The following is a 17,915-nucleotide window of genomic DNA, read 5'->3' on the forward strand; positions in this document are numbered from 1 at the left end:
GTTACGTTTCGTAAGACTTTATGTAAAAAATTTATGATGCGCGGCATAAACAAAAACCGCATGATCGCGCAAAAAGACAATTGGCGATCATACGGTTTATTATTGATAAATGATTTCATTTACCAAACAATCGGCAAACGATGTAATATGCGCGTAAAAAATGTCGCATCGTCGTTATCACTTCGAAGCGTAGCGGCCACGTCAGGATGATTCGTAATGAGCCCGTCAACGTTTTGCTCTAAATAGCGCTGCAGCTTCCGATCACTATTGACCGTCCAAACAAATAACGGCTTGCCGATTCGTTTCGCCTCATCGATTAACGACGAATCAACAGAAGAATCTTCAATCGCATAAAAGTCGGTCGTAGTGCTCGGTAGCTTCCCTGTATGAAACGCATAGACGCTGCCTGTTTTCACGCGCGGTTCTAAATGCTCGAGCTCTTCCATTAAGTCGTTGTTGAGCGATTGCACGTACACCGTATGCAATACACGGTGCTCCTCTAGCTGATTGACGAGGCGCTGTAAAAAATCGTCCGTCTCATAGCCATGTGTTTTCACTTCAACGAGCAGCTTAACGCCTAGCTCCTCTGCGCGCTCAAGCATATCGTCAAGCGACGGAATCGTATCGCTTAGCCCGTCTGCTGATACGGTAATACTCGTTAACTGTTCAAGCGTTAAGTGATACACCGCGTCGCTACGATTGGCGAGGCGATTAAGCGTTGCATCATGGAACACGACGAAGCGCCCGTCCTTCGTTTGCTGAATATCAATTTCAACGACGTCTGCCCCTGCTTCTGCTGACGCAACGAGCGAACTGATCGTATTTTCCACGCCTTTTTCGATAAAGCCACGATGTGCAATAACGAGCGTACTCGGTGCATAAATACTTGCTGCGAGCGACACACCATTCACGATGCTCACAACGAGTAATACGATCGGTAATACGCGGCGTATAAGTTTTCGATACGTCGTGCGAATATGATCCTCCTTTTGCTCAACGCTAAAATAATGCGCATGCCCGTACAACACCGACACAATCACATGGCTAAACAGCGCCTGTAGCAGCGTAAACATCATGATGAGAAGTACTTCTAGCGCTGTTAACGTCAACGCTGCAACGACAAGCGCTGCGGCAGGTACGATACGCTCAATGAGTATAAGCGGTAAAAATAGCATGATGACACTTACAAATGCAACGACGATATAAACAAGTAATACTGCCGCTAACAATAACACGGTTTCGGCAAGTCGTTTGCGCGAAAAATGCCAGCTTTGCACAATCGATGCCCAAATCGTCAAATGTGGATGAATGATGAAAAATGGCAACGTAAACAACAATCGAATGCTCACAAAGCCAAGTACAATAATGGCAATGGTATACATCGCCTTGCCGCTTCCTGAATGCATGAGCTCATCGACGATAAATGCAGGCAACTGTAGCTGCTGCGTCAATGATACAGGCAATAAAAACGCTGCGAGTGGAATAAGCACGATTAAATAAAGGACGAGTAATAACGACTGCGCACTAAAGAAATAGAGCGCCTTTCGATTTAGTCGCTCTACAATGATCGCAAACGTGTATGGCATCCCTTTTTGCTGGTAATACGCCTGCAAAAAATAAAAGCCGAGCTCATAATATATACAAAGCAGCACGAGCAATAGCCAAATGGCAAGCAGTATAATCGCATACGGGTGCAATAAAAACTTTACGATGTTATGCTCAGTAATCGCATGAAAGCCCGTCCACGTATACATGCAATAAAATAGCAGCGACGTCATCGGCACGAAAACGATTGCTTGTAATAAGCGAACCCATATAAAAGTTCGCACGTATTCCACTCGATATGTGTAAATATTTTGAAACGCATAGCGCAGTACCGTTATTCCTCGTTTCATAAAATCCCTCCTTCATCATAAAAAGGCAAAGCCACGATCGACTTTGCCTTCGTACATCGTTAACTAAACACATTAACGAATGAAATGAGTGCGACACACGCTAATAAAAAGTAGCTAAACGGTCGATTCGTTTTCCAGTTCAGTACAGCAAGCGTCACTGCACCAATTAGCATCATCGCCGTACCACCTAAGTTTACAACATAGCTTCCGAGCAGTCCTGCAACGCTTGATAAAAAGAAGCCAACGAGTAAAAAGCCAATCGAGAAAATAAATTTCGGCTGCTTCATTGTCGCAATCGTTGCCGTGCGTTCAAAGTTTCGCATCGACTGCCACTTCGTATACGCAAAATAGCCGATTAATCCCCATAATAATAAAAACCATAATAAACCCATGTTAATCCCCCTTTATATTAAATTCCTAACTCAAACACGTCCTCTGCTTCTGCTAAGTCGCTCACTTCTAGCACTTTATCTGAAAAGCATTCAACTGCCTTTGCGTCCGCCTTCGTATATTTCGTTGACAGCACGACGCTTAAACATTGAAATTGCTTTCGTTTTTTCGTTTCTTGAAAATGCTTTAAAAATGTTTCACTTAACGTACTCGCTCCGTCCGTTACAAACACGATATCTGCCTCTTGGAACCTCGATTCATTTAAAATCGTTAGCGCGGCATCAAGCGGTCGTTCAAAGTTCGTGCCACCATTTAAAAATTGGTCGCAAAAATGAATGAGCTGGTCGGTTGTAGACATCCCTCGCTTAAATAATGTAACATCACCAACTGTTGTTGCAAACGGTACGACTGCTAAATCGCGCTTTTGTTTTTTCGCAATCATCATGAGCGCTAAACAAAACGCCTTACTTTTTGCGCGCATCATCGACATCGAGCTCGATTCGTCCATACAAATAATAATTGGACCTTTGCCGCGCTTATCTTTTCCTTTCGTGCTAAAAATGAACGTTTGCTGCTCTGAGAAGCGGCGCAGGAAGTCAAGCTTTGAACTTGGCATCGACCAGTTTGCGAGCTCCATCGGCAATAAGCGTTCCACTTCACGCCCGAGCGTAATGTTGCGCCGTTCCATCGTGCGCTTAAACTTTTGCTTTTGCTTCTTTTTCGCAATGCGACGAAAGCGTCCGGCTAAGTCGGCAATTTCTTGTAAGTTCGGGTGATAGCGCACTTTTTCAGCGAGAGCGAGCTGTTCACGAAGCGGTACTTTCATGAGCGCAGCACGTCCTTCATCACCGGCAAGCTGCCCGACATTTTTCGCCGTTTGCTGGGCATTTTCATGCGCCTGTTCGAACATGTTTTGCAATTGCTCACTCGGCAAATCATCTAACGTTTTCGATTGCTCATTGCGTAGTCTCTCCTCACGCTTTTTCAAATCGGCCAGGCGCCGTTCCGCAAACTGCTTACGTGTGCGAGCGCGCTCCTTTTCCTGCTCAGTCGCTTTTGGATCATACATTTGCCGACGTGCTTCTTTTACTTGGTTTTCAGCATATTCGGCGTTTCGTTTATTTTCATCGCGCTGATGCTCAACGTTATTTTGCTCAAGCCATTTTTTTAATGCTTCACTCATCGCCATTGCACAAAGCACCGATAATAAATCATCGCCCATTGTAATTTCATGGCGCGCGACGTACAGTTCACTCTCTAAAAGCGATGCGACAATTTGCTTTGCCGTCTCAAGCTGCGGTAGGATGTCGTCTTGAAACACGACGTCTTGCTTGTAAAATGCCCCCCATAAATCACCGATAATGTTCGTAAACTGCGGATGTAGCTTTGTACCCTCACGACATACTTGCTGAAACACCTTTGCCATTTGTAGCAGCTGATTAAAGCGATCTATTTCCCGCTGCTCTATGTGTAATACCGACTGCTCATACATGTTCTTCACACCCTTTAAAAGCCAATGACCATTGATGTCATATGCAGTAGTCGCTGATGCATATGCTCCTTTAAGTTGCGTAGCTCGGCGCGGTCAGGCTGCTGTCTTGTCATCGCCTGTACTTCTAAAAATAATGTTTTACCTTGTACAAGTAGATCGCTTAGCTCTTTACGTGCATCTGGCGTCTTTTGTACCATCGCATTTTGCGACTTCAATAAAATTTCCTCAAATTCCGGTCCGACGCGCTCGATAAACGATTCAATCGAGTCATGTGCAATTTGAATAATAATTTCAGCCGTTTTATCCTTTTGCTCAACCTGTTCCCATAGCGCATGCTTCAAAATCGCTAAATCCGCTTTAGCAACTTCAGTGCGCCCATCTAAATACGCCTGTGCACGTAAAATCGGCAGCGCCTGTTTAAATCGACGGTCAGACGGTCGAATACCTTCGTCCATGAGCTGCTGACGAATTTTACCGAGCGTTTCATAAATGCTATCCGAAATTTCAACGCGCTCGCACACTTGCTGATGGAACGTTAATTCGTCCATCGTTAGCTTTGGCACAGGCACGCTTGTCGTTTGCTTCAACATCGCTAAAAAAGTATTAGTCTCTTTAATATACTCTACTTCATAGCGCAGTAAAAAACGGTCAAACAACGCTTCAAGTCCTTCTCCTTCTTCGATATATTCATTGGAAGAACCGACGATTGTCATAAGCGGGGAGCGAATTGGCACGCCATTGTTGTAGTAAATTCGTTCGTTAATTAACGTCAGCAACGAGTTTAAAATAGCTGAGTTCGCCTTAAATATTTCATCAATGAACGCAAAGTGCGCCTCTGGTAACATGCCTGAAATATTTCGCTTGTACACGCCCTGCTCTAAATCCTTCAGCGATAACACACCGAACAATTCCTCTGGCGTACTAAATGGTGTCAATAAATGCTGAAAGTAACGACTGCCCTCGACGATTTCACCGAGCATCGAGCTGAGCGCACTTTTCCCTGTTCCTGCTGGGCCGATAAATAATATATGTTGTCTTGCTAGTAATGCCGTGAGTAGCGCATCGATTTCTTCTTTGCGATCAAAAAACTTCGCATTTAATGCTTGCTTAATTTGTTGTAGCTTTTGATGCGTCATTTTGCTTCCTCCTTACTCATCCGTTATGTATACCGTTACACATTTCAGACAGCTTCAAACCTTTTTCCTACATTGTCCCATAAAATGTGACGACTTTGTTATAAAAAGTCTCCATTATTACGAAGCACGACCATGTTGACATTCCTTCTCCAATGTGGCTTTTCATCATAACTCGAGGTCGCTTTTCACGTCGAGGCATGCTTTCCGAAGACGTCCACCTCTTGTTTCAAGCAACATTCATGTTCAAGCGTCAACGCCAGCTTACGGTGATGAACCTCAAATGTGTTGATTAGCTAGTAAATTGGCTTTTCGTGCTTTCCTAAAGATCGGCGGTGAGATGTTTGTCATGAAGGTAAGCGCTTAAGTAGTAGCGCTTGTCATTTCTTTGAGCCTCCGTTTGTTCAAAGTTCATCCGTATGCAATTACTCGTCGTAAAAGAAACATTCGCTTTTCCTGCTATAGTCCGACTGTCGTTTCAAGCCTGTTTTCATTATCAATGTTGATCACCGTCCACTTAACATCATAATTATATTCGCTAAGCTCGTCTAAATGTCCTACTATGACACGCTCCATTTGAAGGCGAAACGATTAATTTTAGAATTTTATGCAATATAAGGGTTAACAGTTGGCATTTTGTGAAATAGATAAGTATGTATAGATTTAGTTCGAAAAATGGGAGGGAAATGAGTATGGCAATTATTAAAGTCGCTTCTTCTATCTTTTCGACTGTTCGCACAATCACAAAGGCGTTAAAAGTAGCAAAAACAGGTGACACAATTCACCTTTCAGAAGGCACATATAACGAACACATTGAGATTGAAGGTACAGTTACAATTGAAGGAGCAGGCACACAGCATACGTGTATTGAAGGTTCTGTCATCGTCAAAAAAGGCGCAAGTATTGTGTTTGAAAATATTACGTTTCACCCATCAACGACAATTCAAATTGATGGGAATGTTTTTTTTAACCATTGTGACATTTCCACATCACATGTACGAACATTATTATGCGTAAGCGGTACGTTAGATATTAAACATAGCATCGTTTCTGGCGCAAAAGAAATCGGCATTGAGCTGCGTCCGAATGCACAGCTAACAATTGACCAGTGCGCCATTTATAGCAACGGCAAAGCAAATATTTTAGCTGACTATGCAACGGTCGACCTTTATAATAGTACGCTGCATTCAGCCAATCACGCAATTTGGCTACGCAACAGCAGCTCGCTTAACTCAACAAAAAATAAATTTAGTCACCATAGTGGCACGCAGCTCATCGCTCACCAACAATCCGTTATTGTCGACAAAGGTAGCTATATTACACACGGTAAAGGTAACGGCATTTACGCATCGAATCAAGCAGACGTTACATTGTCTGGCACCCGTCTTGAGGAGCATGTATTGCCGCAAATTTGGATTCAAAATGCACATATGCAAGCGCGTAACATTCGCATTTGTAACGGACGAGAATCAGGTGTTATGCTGCGCGACCATGCAACAGCCGACATATGCGATGCAGAATTCATGCATCATAAGCTCGCACATGTGCAAGTAACGTTACATTCTCACGCACATATTATGACATCACAGCTCACATATAGCGAAGGCAACGCACTACAAGTAAAGGAACAATCAACAGCAAATGTTGTTGAAAGCAAAGTTGCTTACAGTCAGCTTGCACAATGCCACATTTCAGAAAAATCGGTATTCAACAGCAACGATAGCTTTTTCACAAACGGCGAGCAAGTCGGTATTTACGCTGAGCGCGCTTCAGTTGCACAACTTATGCGTAGCACCGTATCAAACCATGCAAGCAGCGCACTATCTGCAGTTGAATCGTCACTGCGACTAGACGATTGCGACGTATTCGAAAATGTAGGCAATGCAGTACTTTTACTTAATAGTAGCGATGTCGTAGCCGAGGATTGCCGCTTCTATCAAAATGACATGCCACATTTTGCTGGCAAAACAAATGCGTTTATCACGGTACGCCGCAGTACGCTCGCAAAGGGCAAAAGCTTATATGCACTGGATGAATCAAACGTGCTGCTTGAGCAATGCCACATTCATGATAGCGAGGGCATTCAGCTTGAAGTACAGCAGCGAACGAAAATGTACATCCATCAGTGTACGATCGCTGCCGGGCAGTCCAATGGCATAAAAGCAAGCGGACAATCTTATGTGGAGCTGACGGATAGCCAAGTGTCTGATCACCGCTTCCCACAGCTCGTATTTGATGATAGTCAGCTCATTGTGCGCAATTGCGAGCTGCATAGCGGACAAGAAAACGGCATTATTTTAGAAAACGATGCAGAAGGCTTTATTGAAGATACGTTTATTTCAAATCATGGGCTACCACAGCTTTGGGTAGATCATAATTCAAACGTCGAGCTGCGCAGCGTTCATTTCACGGATGCAGTTGCGTCTGACATTTTCGCTCGCAACCATTCAACGATTGATATATACAAATGCTTCGTGAACAACACGAAAATGGAGCATAACATTCAAGCGCTGAACCATTCGACGATCGATTTACACGATTCAATTATTCGTAACACGATTGGTGATGTGTTTTATATCGAAAATCACAGCTCAATTACAAAAGACGTCGAGGAACATTAAAAAAACGCTAGCGAGAAGTTATCTTGCTAGCGTTTTTTGTCACTTCTTGTGCTGCTTCATTTCCGACTTCAAGCCTTTATAGCGCACGATTGCTCCTGTTACAACGAAAAAGAGCCCGATGCCGATGAACACAATTTTGGTCGCGTCATTTAACCACGGCAGCACTTCGAAAATAACCATCAGTACGACAAAAATACCTGAAAACATTACAAGCATACCTGCTAAAGAAATACTCATATTCGCTCACCTCTTAGCGCATTGTAACGCACGTGCCCACGAAATACAACTGTCGAAACAACGCATAAAAAAGCGATGCGAAAAAATATTTCCGCATCGCTTTTTATGTTTACACAGGAACTGCTGTGAAAAATTCCTCGTATAACGCTTTTAAAATGATGTCCTCGTAGTTTTGAAGCACACCGAACACTAAGCTTACTTCCGAAGAACCTTGGTTGATCATGTCAATGTTAACACCCAGCTTTGAAATCGCAAGTGCTGCGCGACCTGCTAAGCCTGTGCTATTACGCATACCTTCTCCTACTAATACGACCATTGAGAAGCCGTGGCGGAAGTATACGTGATCAACGTGTAATTCGTTTTCAATACGTTGAACGATGCGCTCCTCTTTTTCAGCTGTTAATTGGTTTGAACGCATAATTACGGAAATGTCATCTAAACCAGATGGCGTATGCTCGTATGAAATGCCTTCTTCTTCCACGATTTGTAATAACTTACGACCGAAGCCGATTTCGCGGTTCATTAAATATTTTGATACGTATAACGTTGAGAAACCGCTATCTACTGAAATACCTGTTACTGGGCGACCTGTTAACTCACGAGTTGGCACGACACGCGTACCTGGTGCTGACGGGTTGTTCGTATTTTTAATGTTTACTGGAATGCCTTTTTTGAATACTGGCATTAACGCTTCGTCATGGAATACAGAGAAGCCAGCATATGATAATTCGCGCATTTCGCGGTATGTGATTTCTTTAATTTCTGCTGGGTTGTTGACGATTTTTGGGTTTGCTGAGAATACGCAGTCCACATCTGTGAAGTTTTCGTATAGCTCTGCATCGACTGCTGATGCTAAAATCGAACCTGTAATGTCTGAACCACCGCGGTCAAACGTACGTAATATACCGTCTTTCGTATAGCCAAAGAAGCCTGGGAACACGATAATTTCCTCTGTAGTTGCAAGTGACGCTAAACGCTCATACGCTTCGGGCACTGCAAATGTACGCTCTGGTAAGTCGTTTACAATTAATAAATCTTTCGGGCTTACGTAGCGTGCTGGCATACCGATAGAGCTGAAGTACGCTGCAATTACTTTTGCGTTGTTATCTTCACCGCTTGCTTTTAAGCTGTCGATAAATAATTCTGTATTTGAACGGTCACCTGCTACACGCTCGCGTAAATCAGCCGCGATTACGTCACAAATGTCTTGTCCTAAGCCAAGCTCTGCTGTAATGTCTTTATAGCGGTTTACAACTGTTTCAATTTTTGATTCAACGTCTGCGTTTGCAAGTGCTGCATCGGCTAAATCAATTAATAAGTCCGTTACTTTAATATCATCACTTGAGCGTTTACCAGGTGCAGAAACGACTACGATGCGTCGTTTTTCATCGCTCTTTACGATGTTTGCTACCTTTGTAATTTGCGCTGCGCTCGCTACCGATGTACCACCAAATTTACATACGATCATTTCACCATCATATCCTTACTTTTAGTATATTTTGTTATGTTGTATATCCGAAAAAAACAATTGAATGTTTACAGTGTACAAATAGTATATCGCTACGTCAAGAATTAAATCTGAAAATTTCATCTGTTTACAAAATAGCCACAATTCAATTTTCTCATAATCGCATATGTTCTTTGAATTGTATCGAATTTATACAAAATTACAAGCTAAACGGCTTCTTTTGGAAAAAACTATTATTTTTCAAAAGTTATTATCGTTTAAAGTACAAATTCTCTCCATTTTCGTTTATTGTGGAAATGTACTGAAACAAATTAACAAACAAACACGTATAGTACATGACAATATTTAATCAAATTAAAAATATGCAGACTGATCTGCTTACTATAGGAGGTCCTATATATGACAACGCGAACGATTTATGTTGTGCTGACCGCAACACGAACGTGGTTATCACGCACAATTCAACTTGTTACACGTGATCGCTACAATCACGTATCGATCGCTCTTGACCCGTTATTACATGAAATGTACAGCTTCGGAAGACGTCATGAAAACAATCCATTCATCGGTGGCTTCACACAAGAGAGCCGCACAAGTTCTATTTTTCAACAAGCGTATTGCGCGATTTATAGCTGCGTATTATCGCAGGAGCGCTACATACAGCTACGTAAGCGACTGCGCGATATGAAAGCGCATTCCACACAATATCAATATCATTTTTTAGGCTTATTTGCACTTTGGTGCGGCTACAAATGGGAGCGTGAAAATACATATTTTTGCTCGCATTTTATTGCGACGCTGTTTCAAGAAATGCAGTTAGAGCTTCCTTGCAACGAGCCATTTTTTATGCGCCCAAATGATTTCGCCTGCTTACCGTATGCAACGTGCGTATATGAAGGGCCATTTGAGCATTATGTAAAATCAAACCTCCCTGTACATACGTAAAAAAACACAGATTAAGCAACATGCTTAACCTGTGTTTTTTATCGTCGTGCTAACACTTCACGCACAACATCCTCAATTGTCGACACGATGACCCCATTTTCCTTAATGAGCCCAACGACAAATAAATTACGATAAATGAATTGATTTTCAAGCGCATTTTCTTTTAGCGCCTCGATTTTTTGCTTGTTGCCTGTTCCTTGCTGGCGCACATCGCTGCATAATGCCACGATCGGACGCCCAAGCATGCTAAACGCACCAATTTCTGCAGCAACACCAGAATCGATTTCGACGCCGTCAATCACTGCAACGAGCATATCACTATTGCGCAGCTCCGCTAAGTCTGCCTTTGCAATTTCCGCGCTGCTTGCGTACGCTTCCTTGTCATTAATTGCATCATTTTCTTGCGGCACGTATAAATGGAACGTGTCATCTGCTGCGCGTAACGCCTTCGCAATTTCTGCGTTCACATAGCGATCTCCAATTGAAAACAACCCATTTGCTACATATATATTCATATTGTCACTACCCCTTTATTTCTCTTTGTCTGGAAACTGTGGAAAAATAAATTCCAGCTTGGCACCGTTTAACTTTAACTTCGCTTTACTTTTTTTACCTGACTTCCACGTAAACATAATATCATTCGTTTCATCGCCGCGCAGTAGCTTCTTCACATTTGTCGGTGAAATTTTCCCTTTCAGCATCGTTTTCGCCACGAAAAATTCGCACGTCTTATCTTCGCAATGGTAGCTTTTAAACCCTTCAATAACGCGCTTTTGACATGTCGGGCATTTCCCTAGCACGACGACTTCCTGCTGCGCAACGGCAATATCAAGCTGCTTTAACTTATTTGTTGTGTCATGAATAAATGCAAGCATATCCGCATAAAAATCGCGCGACGACAGCTGTCCGTCAACAATATCCTTTAACTTTTTACTCCAAATAGCCGTCAGCTCTGGCGACACGACGTCATGTCCTTGTAGCTGAGCGATGACTGCGCGCCCAAATGCGGTTGCACGAAATGACTTTTTGTCACGCTCGATCATGCCGATTGCAAGCAGCTTTTCAATTATTTCAGCGCGCGTTGCCGATGTGCCAATCCCCTCTGCATCCTTTAATATAGCTCGTAGCTTCGCGTCCTCAACGAATCGCCCTGCATGAAACATCGCATCGAGCAATGAGCTGTCCGTATACCGCGGCGGTGGCTCGGTCATTTTCGATAAAATAAGCTTTTGCTGAATTGAAAGTACGTCTCCTTGCTGCATGAACGGCAATGGTAGCTCCTCTTTCTTTTTATGCGTTTCGTACAGCGCAGTGAAGCCTTTTTCAATGACCATTTTACCGCGCGCTTTAAACGTTTCACCGCCACTCGTTAATACGACGGTCGTTTCGTCAAACGTATACGGCGGTAAAAAAATCGACAGCAGCCGCTTCGCAACGAGCTCATACACGCGTTGCTCTGCCATGCTAAGCGATGCAAATTTCGGCGTTACGTCCGTTAATGTAATCGCATGATGGTCGGTTAGCTTTTTATCATCGACGTAGCGCTTTGACTGCATAATGCGTGACGTATTTTGCCCTGCGATGTACTGCACCGCTTGCTGTAGCTGTGGCACACTTTGTGCAGCTTGTACATTTCGCTCAATGTGCTGTGCGAAATTTGTCGGCAAGTGTTTCGACTCAGTCCTCGGATACGTAATAAGCTTTTTTTCATACAAGCTTTGCGCAATTTTTAACGTATCGCTCGACGTCATGCCATAAAACTTATTCGCTTCCTTTTGCAGTTCGAGCAATGAATGCAGCATCGGCGCGGGAATCGTTTTGCGCTCTGTTTCAAGCGATGCGACGACAGCGTGCCCCGTAATGCGTGCAAGCACCGCCTCCGCTTCCTCTTTTTTATCGAAGCGATTAATTTTGTCCTTAAACCAAAGCGCTTTAAACGAGCCGAAATGAAGCTCAATTTGGAAATACGGCTTTGGCTCGAACGACTGAATTTCCTCCTCGCGCTCGGCAACAATCGCAAGCGTCGGCGTCATAACGCGTCCTACTTTAATCGTACGCCCACCTTTTATTGTTGCAATACGCGTGCAATTCAAGCCGATGAGCCAGTCAAACACCATACGATACATCGCTGCATTGCGCAAGTTGCGAATGAGTGGGTCGTTTTCATCAAGCAGTGATGTCAATGCCGTACGAATCGCTGGCTCGGTCGTTTGAGATGTCCAAAAGCGCTTTACCGGTAATGTACAGCCTACCTTTTTATAAAACGAGTAAAAAATGTTCTCACCTTCCATCCCAGCATCACACGCATTAATGATGAAGTCGTAGCGATTTGTCTTTAACAGCTGCTCGATTTCACGATACACTTTTGCTGCTGTTTTTTTGACGCGAAACTCAAAGCGCGAAGGAATCATCGGCAAGACGTTTAAATCCCACTTTTTCCACTCGGCGTTATATTCGTGTGGCTCCTTTAGTTCGACGACATGCCCGACGAACGATGTAAAATCAATCGATAGCTCCATGTTCATTTGTTTATACACTTTTTGAATATCCCGCATTAGTGACGGTTTTTCTGCAATTAATAATGCACGCACAGTTTCTCACCTCGCCTTTATTATATCGTTTTTACGAAGATGAACGCAAAAAAGGAAGCGTTCTAGCATACGCTAAAACACTTCCCTCTCTCACGTTAAAAATTGCTTTACTGCCTCAACAAATGCAGACTCGTCCTCAAGCATACCTAAATGCCCAGTGCGCGTAATAACCTTTTGAATATTGCGATTATTTGTTTCGATCGGCTTTACTGCACCGTCCTCGCTTCCTTGTATGACAAGTGTTGGCACATCGAGCGTTTGTAAAAAATCACGCTGATCTGGGCGCGTTTTCATCGCCTGCAATGCCTTAATAAGCCCGTCTTCTGTTGCGCGCTTTCCGATGTTTCGCGCTACGTCAATCGCCTGTTGTGTAGCATCTTTAGCAAAAAAGTTTTCAATGACGCTATCGACAAATGCATCGACACCGTTCGCTTTAATGTATTGTGCCTGCTGATCACGCTTTTGTTTTGCCTCTACATCGTCTGGTGAAGCAGAGGAATACGCTAAAATCGCACGCTTAATCGGAAATCGTTTCGTCTCAAGCACGGCAAGCGTAATGTAGCCACCTAACGAATGTCCAAGCCAGTTCACTTCTTGAATGCCTTCATGCTTTAATACATCAATGACCTCATCTGCGTAGTCATACACGCTATATGCGTCCTTCTCCATCTCGCTATTACCATGCCCTGGCAGCTCAACTGAAATGACGTCGTATTGCTGCTCCAAGCGCTCCGTAACACCCTCAAAAATATCTTTACTACCTAAAAACCCATGCACAAGTACAAGTGGCTCGCCGCTTCCTCGTCTTACATAGTTTAACATCGGTCCATCCCCTTCCCATCTGTTACATGTTTAACCGAAAAGCAACGTTTACAAACATGATGATGTGAACACTTTGCGGTACGTCAGCGTCTTTAACGTATGCCCAAAAAATGGCTCTTCAAATGAATCCGTTATTTCAAATCCTTTCGCCTCATAAAACTGGCGACCGACTAAGTTTTCCTTTTCGACATTTAAATAAATGGCACGCGGTGATAGCTCGTTAATGCCATGTGTAAGCAGCTGTGAGCCAATCCCTTTTCCTTGCTCACTTGGCAGCACATAAATAGCCGCAAGTTCCACCTCATCGTTGTCATGCAGCGCTGAAAAATTTGCATAGCCGACAACTTCATCGTCTTTTACTGCAACGTAAAAGTTCGTATTCACTAAACGCTCTTTCAAACGCTCTACTGAATATGCTTGCTGTAAAAACGGCTTTTGAATATCTCTTGGAATAATCCCCTCGTACGTTGCATGCCAGCTAATAGCCGCAATATGTTGAATCGCTTCAATATCTGTTTCCTTCATCGTTCGAATCATTACTACTCATCCCCCAGTTGATTACGGCATACGCTCGTAATTCGTAAATACGACAATATACGCAATGACAATGCACAAAATACCTGCAACGTCTCGTAAAAATAGCAGCATATTGCCCTTTTCTTTTGGCTTTGGTGCTTTTCGTATCGTAATGGCAACTAAAATCGTCAGCCCGATGAATACGAGCGGATACAAATAGCCGCCAAATAATAATGCGACAATCGCTACACTATATAGCGCTAATAATGCAAAAAACATATGTATGAAACAAGCCTCCTTTTATGTAAATACGCACGACTAGACGTCTTCTACTTCTTCCTGCTGCTGCATACCTACAAAGACGACATCTGCATAACGGTGCGGTAAATACGTCTGAATATAGTATACCTCCTTTGGCAAATAGTCTTGCCAATATGCTTTCATCTCTTCTCCGTCTTTTTCCACAAGTCGCTTATAACGTTCCAAAATCGGCGTTTCCACCCAAATTTTTAAATCATAGTACGGCGCAAGCGCTAAGCATGTGCTAAATGAGCCTTCAATAACGATGATGCCTTGTGGTGCAATATGTAACCATTGCTGCATTGTTGGCTCAGTCGGATCGTAGCGCCAATATTTCGCTGCCTTCTTTTTTGCAAGTGGTAAAATGACCTGTTCTTTCAGACGACGCCAATCGAGTGCCGCATCAACTGTATCCTCCTGCTGAGCAAGCGGCACGATAAAGTCCTCCGTCGAAATAATCGTTACGTTCGGTAGTTGTTGCTCAATGTATGTCGCAAGCGTCGTTTTGCCTGCACCGCTGCATCCATCAATGGCTATGATCAATGGACGTGAACTGTCTTCTAATTGCTTTAGTTGCTGTAAAATATCCATTTTGTATAAACCGCTACTAAAAACAGCTTCCACATCAATTGTGAGATGATGCTACGTATTCATCACGTAACATGCAGCACGAACAGCATCCGCTGCGACTGCCTGTTTTTATAGCAGAGGTCACCTGCCTTTCTATTTTCATTTCATGCACCGCCGCATTATATTCGATGCTTTTTTTCAAGTCTGTTGATTAGTCATTTATATCCAGTGAAATCGGCTGTTTCAGCAACAATTTGGAAATAAATGCTGCATGTTAATAGCAGTAAGCGCCACTACACGCGTCATCACCTTCATGACAAACATCGTGTTCGCCGCCGATCCCCAGGAATTGATCTGCCTCGAGTAAGCGCAGAGGCAAAGCGAGCCGCCATACGCGAACTGCCAGTTGAATGGCGAATCAACACGCTTGTTAAATTATATCGCGAATGATGCCATTTAGGGGTATTTTTCGCCACTGTTGCCAATTTACTGCTTCATGCTTATTATACATTGATTAAGCAAATCATTGGTGTAATGTGCTTATTTTAGTCAAATGCATCGACCAAACAAGCTCCGACAAGTATTTTTAAACATTTTACAGAAAAATGTTATAATTAAATAGAAAAAATACGCATTTCTTGCTACACTACATAAGTAAGGGGGTGCATATATGAAACGTACGATTTATTGGATTATTCCACTTGGCATTTTAGTTGCATTAGGTATTTATTATTGGCCGCAGGAAGAAATTACAGATAACGAATTTATTGAATATGTCCAAACAACTACATACAACGAAACAACATATGCAACATTAATGGACAATAATTGTAGCGAAACGAATTGGGTATACTTCGCGACAAATAAAAGACAAGATGTTGTCGAGTTTAAAGGCACATGCGCCGTCGACGGTAAAGACCAAAAGTTAAACGTGCAATTTTTAGTTGATCCAGACATGACGACAGTCGACGTTGGGGCGATGCTAATCGCAAATGAAAAAGTAGAAGATAAAAAGCGTGATGCTACACTTGCACAATTTAATTCATAACATAAAAAGCAACGTCCAATAATTTCGCGGACGTTGCTTTTTGTCATTCATATAACTTGCCTCGCGATTTCTTGCTCCAAATTACATAGCTCTCGTTCTAAGCGCTTTAACTCCATCGCCATTAATGTATGTTCTCGTTCATTTTTTGCACGAAAGGCATTGCGCTTTTCCAAAAGCCGCTCCACCCTGCCAACCATCAGCAAGTAACGATGCTCCGGTAAAAAAATAGGATTCATGCTTACTGCCACCTCTTTCAATTACAGTTTCTTTAGTATCAAATACGCTTACATGTCATTTACCCCACCATGTGCAAAAGAAACATTTTTGATAAAAATGATACTTTTTTGACACAAAAAGAGCATATATCATATAAAAAGAACTATATAGACGGTGAATGTATTTTAGCGTTTTGTTCGTCGGCTCGTCTCTCGCTCACGCTTTTCCCGCAGGAGTCCGCCTCTTGTTTCGAGCCTCATTCACATTCTAAATTTCAATCACCTTGTATATAGCAAAAGTAAAAAGTAACAAAAAGATAGTTCATCACCGTAAGCTGGGGTTGGCGGATTGCTTGAAACGAGAGGCGAACTTCAGCGTGAAAAGCGAAAGTTTCTTTTGCGACGAGTAATCGTAGGAGCACGAGCCTCGATACCCCGCAGTCGTGAGAAGCGAACGACGAGGATGCTTAAGGAAGATGATAAACGCCACTACACAAGCTATAACGTTCATGACAAACATCATGTTCTCCTCCGCGCCCACGGAAGATGTGAAAAGCAACCCCGAGTTATGGTGGAGAGCAAAAAAGCTACAATCTGATAGCGCAACAAAATGGCGACATAGTCATTTCGTTATAATGTTATACTAGCACACTTTCATTGAGCAGCAGTAGCATATCAATAGCTGGCTGGTATTGCTGATCGGCCGCAGCCATATAATACGTATATGCGCGGTCAATGTCGCGCAGTACACCGAAGCCATTTTCATATAAAAAACCTAAATAATATTGCGCTTCTGGCTCATGTAGCTCCACCGCACGCACGAGTAAATCAAACGCTTTTTTATAATCTTGCTTGACGAAATGCCCATGCAAATACATTTCTGCAAGCTTCGTCCAACCTTCAGCGGCAAGTGGGCTATTCGTTTTCTTTAGCCAATAATATGCTGCTCGGTAATCTTGACGCTCAAAATAATACAATCCAAGTTGCTCGGCTGCCTCGTCCTCACCTTCACCTGCTGCAAGCTTTAAATAATCAATACCCTTTTGTTCATCACGTTCAACATGTTCACCGTCTAAATACATAATGCCGATAATTGTATTCGCATAGTTGTTGCCGTCCTCGCTCGACTTATGCAGCCAAAATAACGCCTTTTCGACATCGTAATGCTCAAGTGGGCCGTTTAAATGCATGAGCGCAATTTCAAACGAAGCTTTTGCATCGCCGCGATTTGCTTCAACGTCGTAATACACACCGATTAAGTCTTCGCTAATTTGCTCGAGCGCCACCGCATGCACTTCTTCGTTTATATAATGCTCGACATAATACGTCAGCACCGGTAATAAATGTTCAAGCGCCCGTCCAGCCTCGTCGACATCAATAAGCTTTTCGACAGTGCTTTGGGTGAATGCATGAAACGCACGTAGCATTTGCTCAAACGAATCGTCAAACTGTGACATGAATACATCGTCTGCCAGCATTTTCGGTGTCGGCTGCAATTCGTTGCTCGGGTAAAACGTATTTAAGCATGTATGGAACACTTCAATTGATTTTTGAAGTGAATAAGTCGGTCGATACACAACATACTGACTTGCAGAAATTAATCGGTGTACCTGCTCATGCTCACCGTGTTGTAACAGCTTTTCTGCAATGCCTAATAATTGATTTAGCATGT

Annotated in this window: 17 protein-coding genes; 3 read left to right on the forward strand and 14 right to left on the reverse strand. The window is 43.0% G+C overall.

Annotated features, from left to right (window positions below; all coding sequences use genetic code 11):
- Nucleotides 1–119 precede the first annotated feature (119 nt).
- Genes A6K76_RS10215 through A6K76_RS10230 form a run of 4 tightly spaced genes read right to left on the reverse strand, consistent with a single transcriptional unit; the run spans nt 120 to nt 4,913 of the window.
- The gene (locus tag A6K76_RS10215) at nt 120–1,895 is read right to left on the reverse strand and encodes a glycerophosphoryl diester phosphodiesterase membrane domain-containing protein (RefSeq protein ID WP_066464727.1); all 1,776 of its coding nucleotides are present in this window, start codon (nt 1,893–1,895) and stop codon (nt 120–122) included.
- A 59-nt stretch (nt 1,896–1,954) separates the two neighbouring features.
- A complete protein-coding gene (locus A6K76_RS10220; protein WP_066464728.1) occupies nt 1,955–2,287 on the reverse strand; it encodes a hypothetical protein in 333 nt (110 codons plus the stop codon).
- 17 nt (nt 2,288–2,304) lie between these two features.
- The gene (locus tag A6K76_RS10225; RefSeq protein ID WP_066464731.1) at nt 2,305–3,777 is read right to left on the reverse strand and encodes a VWA domain-containing protein; all 1,473 of its coding nucleotides are present in this window, start codon (nt 3,775–3,777) and stop codon (nt 2,305–2,307) included.
- Nucleotides 3,778–3,791: 14 nt separating this feature from the next.
- Nucleotides 3,792–4,913, reverse strand: coding sequence for an AAA family ATPase (locus A6K76_RS10230; protein ID WP_066464732.1), 1,122 nt, complete (start codon nt 4,911–4,913; stop codon nt 3,792–3,794).
- Between the two features lie 689 nt (nt 4,914–5,602).
- On the opposite strand from A6K76_RS10230, the gene A6K76_RS10235 reads away from it, so the two are divergent.
- Nucleotides 5,603–7,531, forward strand: coding sequence for a right-handed parallel beta-helix repeat-containing protein (locus A6K76_RS10235; RefSeq protein WP_066464734.1), 1,929 nt, complete (start codon nt 5,603–5,605; stop codon nt 7,529–7,531).
- A gap of 39 nt (nt 7,532–7,570) precedes the next feature.
- On the opposite strand, the gene A6K76_RS10240 is transcribed toward A6K76_RS10235, so the two are convergent.
- Together A6K76_RS10240 and A6K76_RS10245 are read right to left on the reverse strand one after the other, a co-directional pair.
- Nucleotides 7,571–7,768, reverse strand: coding sequence for a hypothetical protein (locus tag A6K76_RS10240; RefSeq protein WP_066464736.1), 198 nt, complete (start codon nt 7,766–7,768; stop codon nt 7,571–7,573).
- Nucleotides 7,769–7,877: 109 nt separating this feature from the next.
- Nucleotides 7,878–9,236, reverse strand: a complete 1,359-nt coding sequence (locus tag A6K76_RS10245; RefSeq protein ID WP_066464737.1) for an aspartate kinase — start codon at nt 9,234–9,236, stop codon at nt 7,878–7,880.
- A gap of 399 nt (nt 9,237–9,635) precedes the next feature.
- Between A6K76_RS10245 and A6K76_RS10250 the strand changes: the two genes are divergently transcribed.
- Nucleotides 9,636–10,181: a hypothetical protein gene (locus tag A6K76_RS10250; RefSeq protein WP_066464739.1), complete on the forward strand. Its 546-nt coding sequence runs from the start codon at nt 9,636–9,638 to the stop codon at nt 10,179–10,181.
- A gap of 38 nt (nt 10,182–10,219) precedes the next feature.
- Here the strand turns inward: A6K76_RS10250 and A6K76_RS10255 are convergent, their stop codons facing one another.
- The 6 genes from A6K76_RS10255 to A6K76_RS10280 form a co-directional block, all read right to left on the reverse strand.
- The gene (locus A6K76_RS10255) at nt 10,220–10,696 is read right to left on the reverse strand and encodes a nucleoside 2-deoxyribosyltransferase (protein WP_066464741.1); all 477 of its coding nucleotides are present in this window, start codon (nt 10,694–10,696) and stop codon (nt 10,220–10,222) included.
- Nucleotides 10,697–10,711: 15 nt separating this feature from the next.
- Nucleotides 10,712–12,772, reverse strand: a complete 2,061-nt coding sequence (locus tag A6K76_RS10260) for a type IA DNA topoisomerase (RefSeq protein ID WP_066464742.1) — start codon at nt 12,770–12,772, stop codon at nt 10,712–10,714.
- A 90-nt stretch (nt 12,773–12,862) separates the two neighbouring features.
- Nucleotides 12,863–13,594, reverse strand: a complete 732-nt coding sequence (locus tag A6K76_RS10265; RefSeq protein WP_066464745.1) for an alpha/beta fold hydrolase — start codon at nt 13,592–13,594, stop codon at nt 12,863–12,865.
- A 48-nt stretch (nt 13,595–13,642) separates the two neighbouring features.
- The gene (locus A6K76_RS10270; RefSeq protein ID WP_066464830.1) at nt 13,643–14,119 is read right to left on the reverse strand and encodes a GNAT family N-acetyltransferase; all 477 of its coding nucleotides are present in this window, start codon (nt 14,117–14,119) and stop codon (nt 13,643–13,645) included.
- Between the two features lie 33 nt (nt 14,120–14,152).
- Entirely contained in the window at nt 14,153–14,389 is a 237-nt protein-coding gene (locus tag A6K76_RS10275; protein ID WP_066464747.1) for a hypothetical protein, read from the reverse strand.
- A 39-nt stretch (nt 14,390–14,428) separates the two neighbouring features.
- Nucleotides 14,429–15,001, reverse strand: a complete 573-nt coding sequence (locus A6K76_RS10280) for a uridine kinase family protein (RefSeq protein WP_066464752.1) — start codon at nt 14,999–15,001, stop codon at nt 14,429–14,431.
- Between the two features lie 649 nt (nt 15,002–15,650).
- Here A6K76_RS10280 and A6K76_RS10285 point away from each other — a divergent pair.
- Entirely contained in the window at nt 15,651–16,028 is a 378-nt protein-coding gene (locus A6K76_RS10285; protein ID WP_066464754.1) for a hypothetical protein, read from the forward strand.
- Nucleotides 16,029–16,075: 47 nt separating this feature from the next.
- Here the strand turns inward: A6K76_RS10285 and A6K76_RS10290 are convergent, their stop codons facing one another.
- Nucleotides 16,076–16,264, reverse strand: coding sequence for a hypothetical protein (locus A6K76_RS10290; RefSeq protein WP_066464756.1), 189 nt, complete (start codon nt 16,262–16,264; stop codon nt 16,076–16,078).
- 617 nt (nt 16,265–16,881) lie between these two features.
- Entirely contained in the window at nt 16,882–17,913 is a 1,032-nt protein-coding gene (locus A6K76_RS10295) for a tetratricopeptide repeat protein (protein ID WP_066464758.1), read from the reverse strand.
- Nucleotides 17,914–17,915: the final 2 nt, after the last annotated feature.

The organism is Caryophanon latum, assembly GCF_001700325.1.
Classification (GTDB): Bacteria; Bacillota; Bacilli; order Bacillales_A; family Planococcaceae; genus Caryophanon; species Caryophanon latum.

Coding starts and splice junctions, on each gene's coding strand:
- A6K76_RS10215 (WP_066464727.1), bottom strand. CDS start 1,895: ATGAAACGAGGAATAACGGTACTGCGCTATGCGTTTCAAAATATTTAC.
- A6K76_RS10220 (WP_066464728.1), bottom strand. CDS start 2,287: ATGGGTTTATTATGGTTTTTATTATTATGGGGATTAATCGGCTATTTT.
- A6K76_RS10225 (WP_066464731.1), bottom strand. CDS start 3,777: ATGTATGAGCAGTCGGTATTACACATAGAGCAGCGGGAAATAGATCGC.
- A6K76_RS10230 (WP_066464732.1), bottom strand. CDS start 4,913: ATGACGCATCAAAAGCTACAACAAATTAAGCAAGCATTAAATGCGAAG.
- A6K76_RS10235 (WP_066464734.1), top strand. CDS start 5,603: ATGGCAATTATTAAAGTCGCTTCTTCTATCTTTTCGACTGTTCGCACA.
- A6K76_RS10240 (WP_066464736.1), bottom strand. CDS start 7,768: ATGAGTATTTCTTTAGCAGGTATGCTTGTAATGTTTTCAGGTATTTTT.
- A6K76_RS10245 (WP_066464737.1), bottom strand. CDS start 9,236: ATGATCGTATGTAAATTTGGTGGTACATCGGTAGCGAGCGCAGCGCAA.
- A6K76_RS10250 (WP_066464739.1), top strand. CDS start 9,636: ATGACAACGCGAACGATTTATGTTGTGCTGACCGCAACACGAACGTGG.
- A6K76_RS10255 (WP_066464741.1), bottom strand. CDS start 10,696: ATGAATATATATGTAGCAAATGGGTTGTTTTCAATTGGAGATCGCTAT.
- A6K76_RS10265 (WP_066464745.1), bottom strand. CDS start 13,594: ATGTTAAACTATGTAAGACGAGGAAGCGGCGAGCCACTTGTACTTGTG.
- A6K76_RS10270 (WP_066464830.1), bottom strand. CDS start 14,119: ATGAAGGAAACAGATATTGAAGCGATTCAACATATTGCGGCTATTAGC.
- A6K76_RS10275 (WP_066464747.1), bottom strand. CDS start 14,389: ATGTTTTTTGCATTATTAGCGCTATATAGTGTAGCGATTGTCGCATTA.
- A6K76_RS10280 (WP_066464752.1), bottom strand. CDS start 15,001: ATGGATATTTTACAGCAACTAAAGCAATTAGAAGACAGTTCACGTCCA.
- A6K76_RS10285 (WP_066464754.1), top strand. CDS start 15,651: ATGAAACGTACGATTTATTGGATTATTCCACTTGGCATTTTAGTTGCA.
- A6K76_RS10290 (WP_066464756.1), bottom strand. CDS start 16,264: ATGAATCCTATTTTTTTACCGGAGCATCGTTACTTGCTGATGGTTGGC.
- A6K76_RS10295 (WP_066464758.1), bottom strand. CDS start 17,913: ATGCTAAATCAATTATTAGGCATTGCAGAAAAGCTGTTACAACACGGT.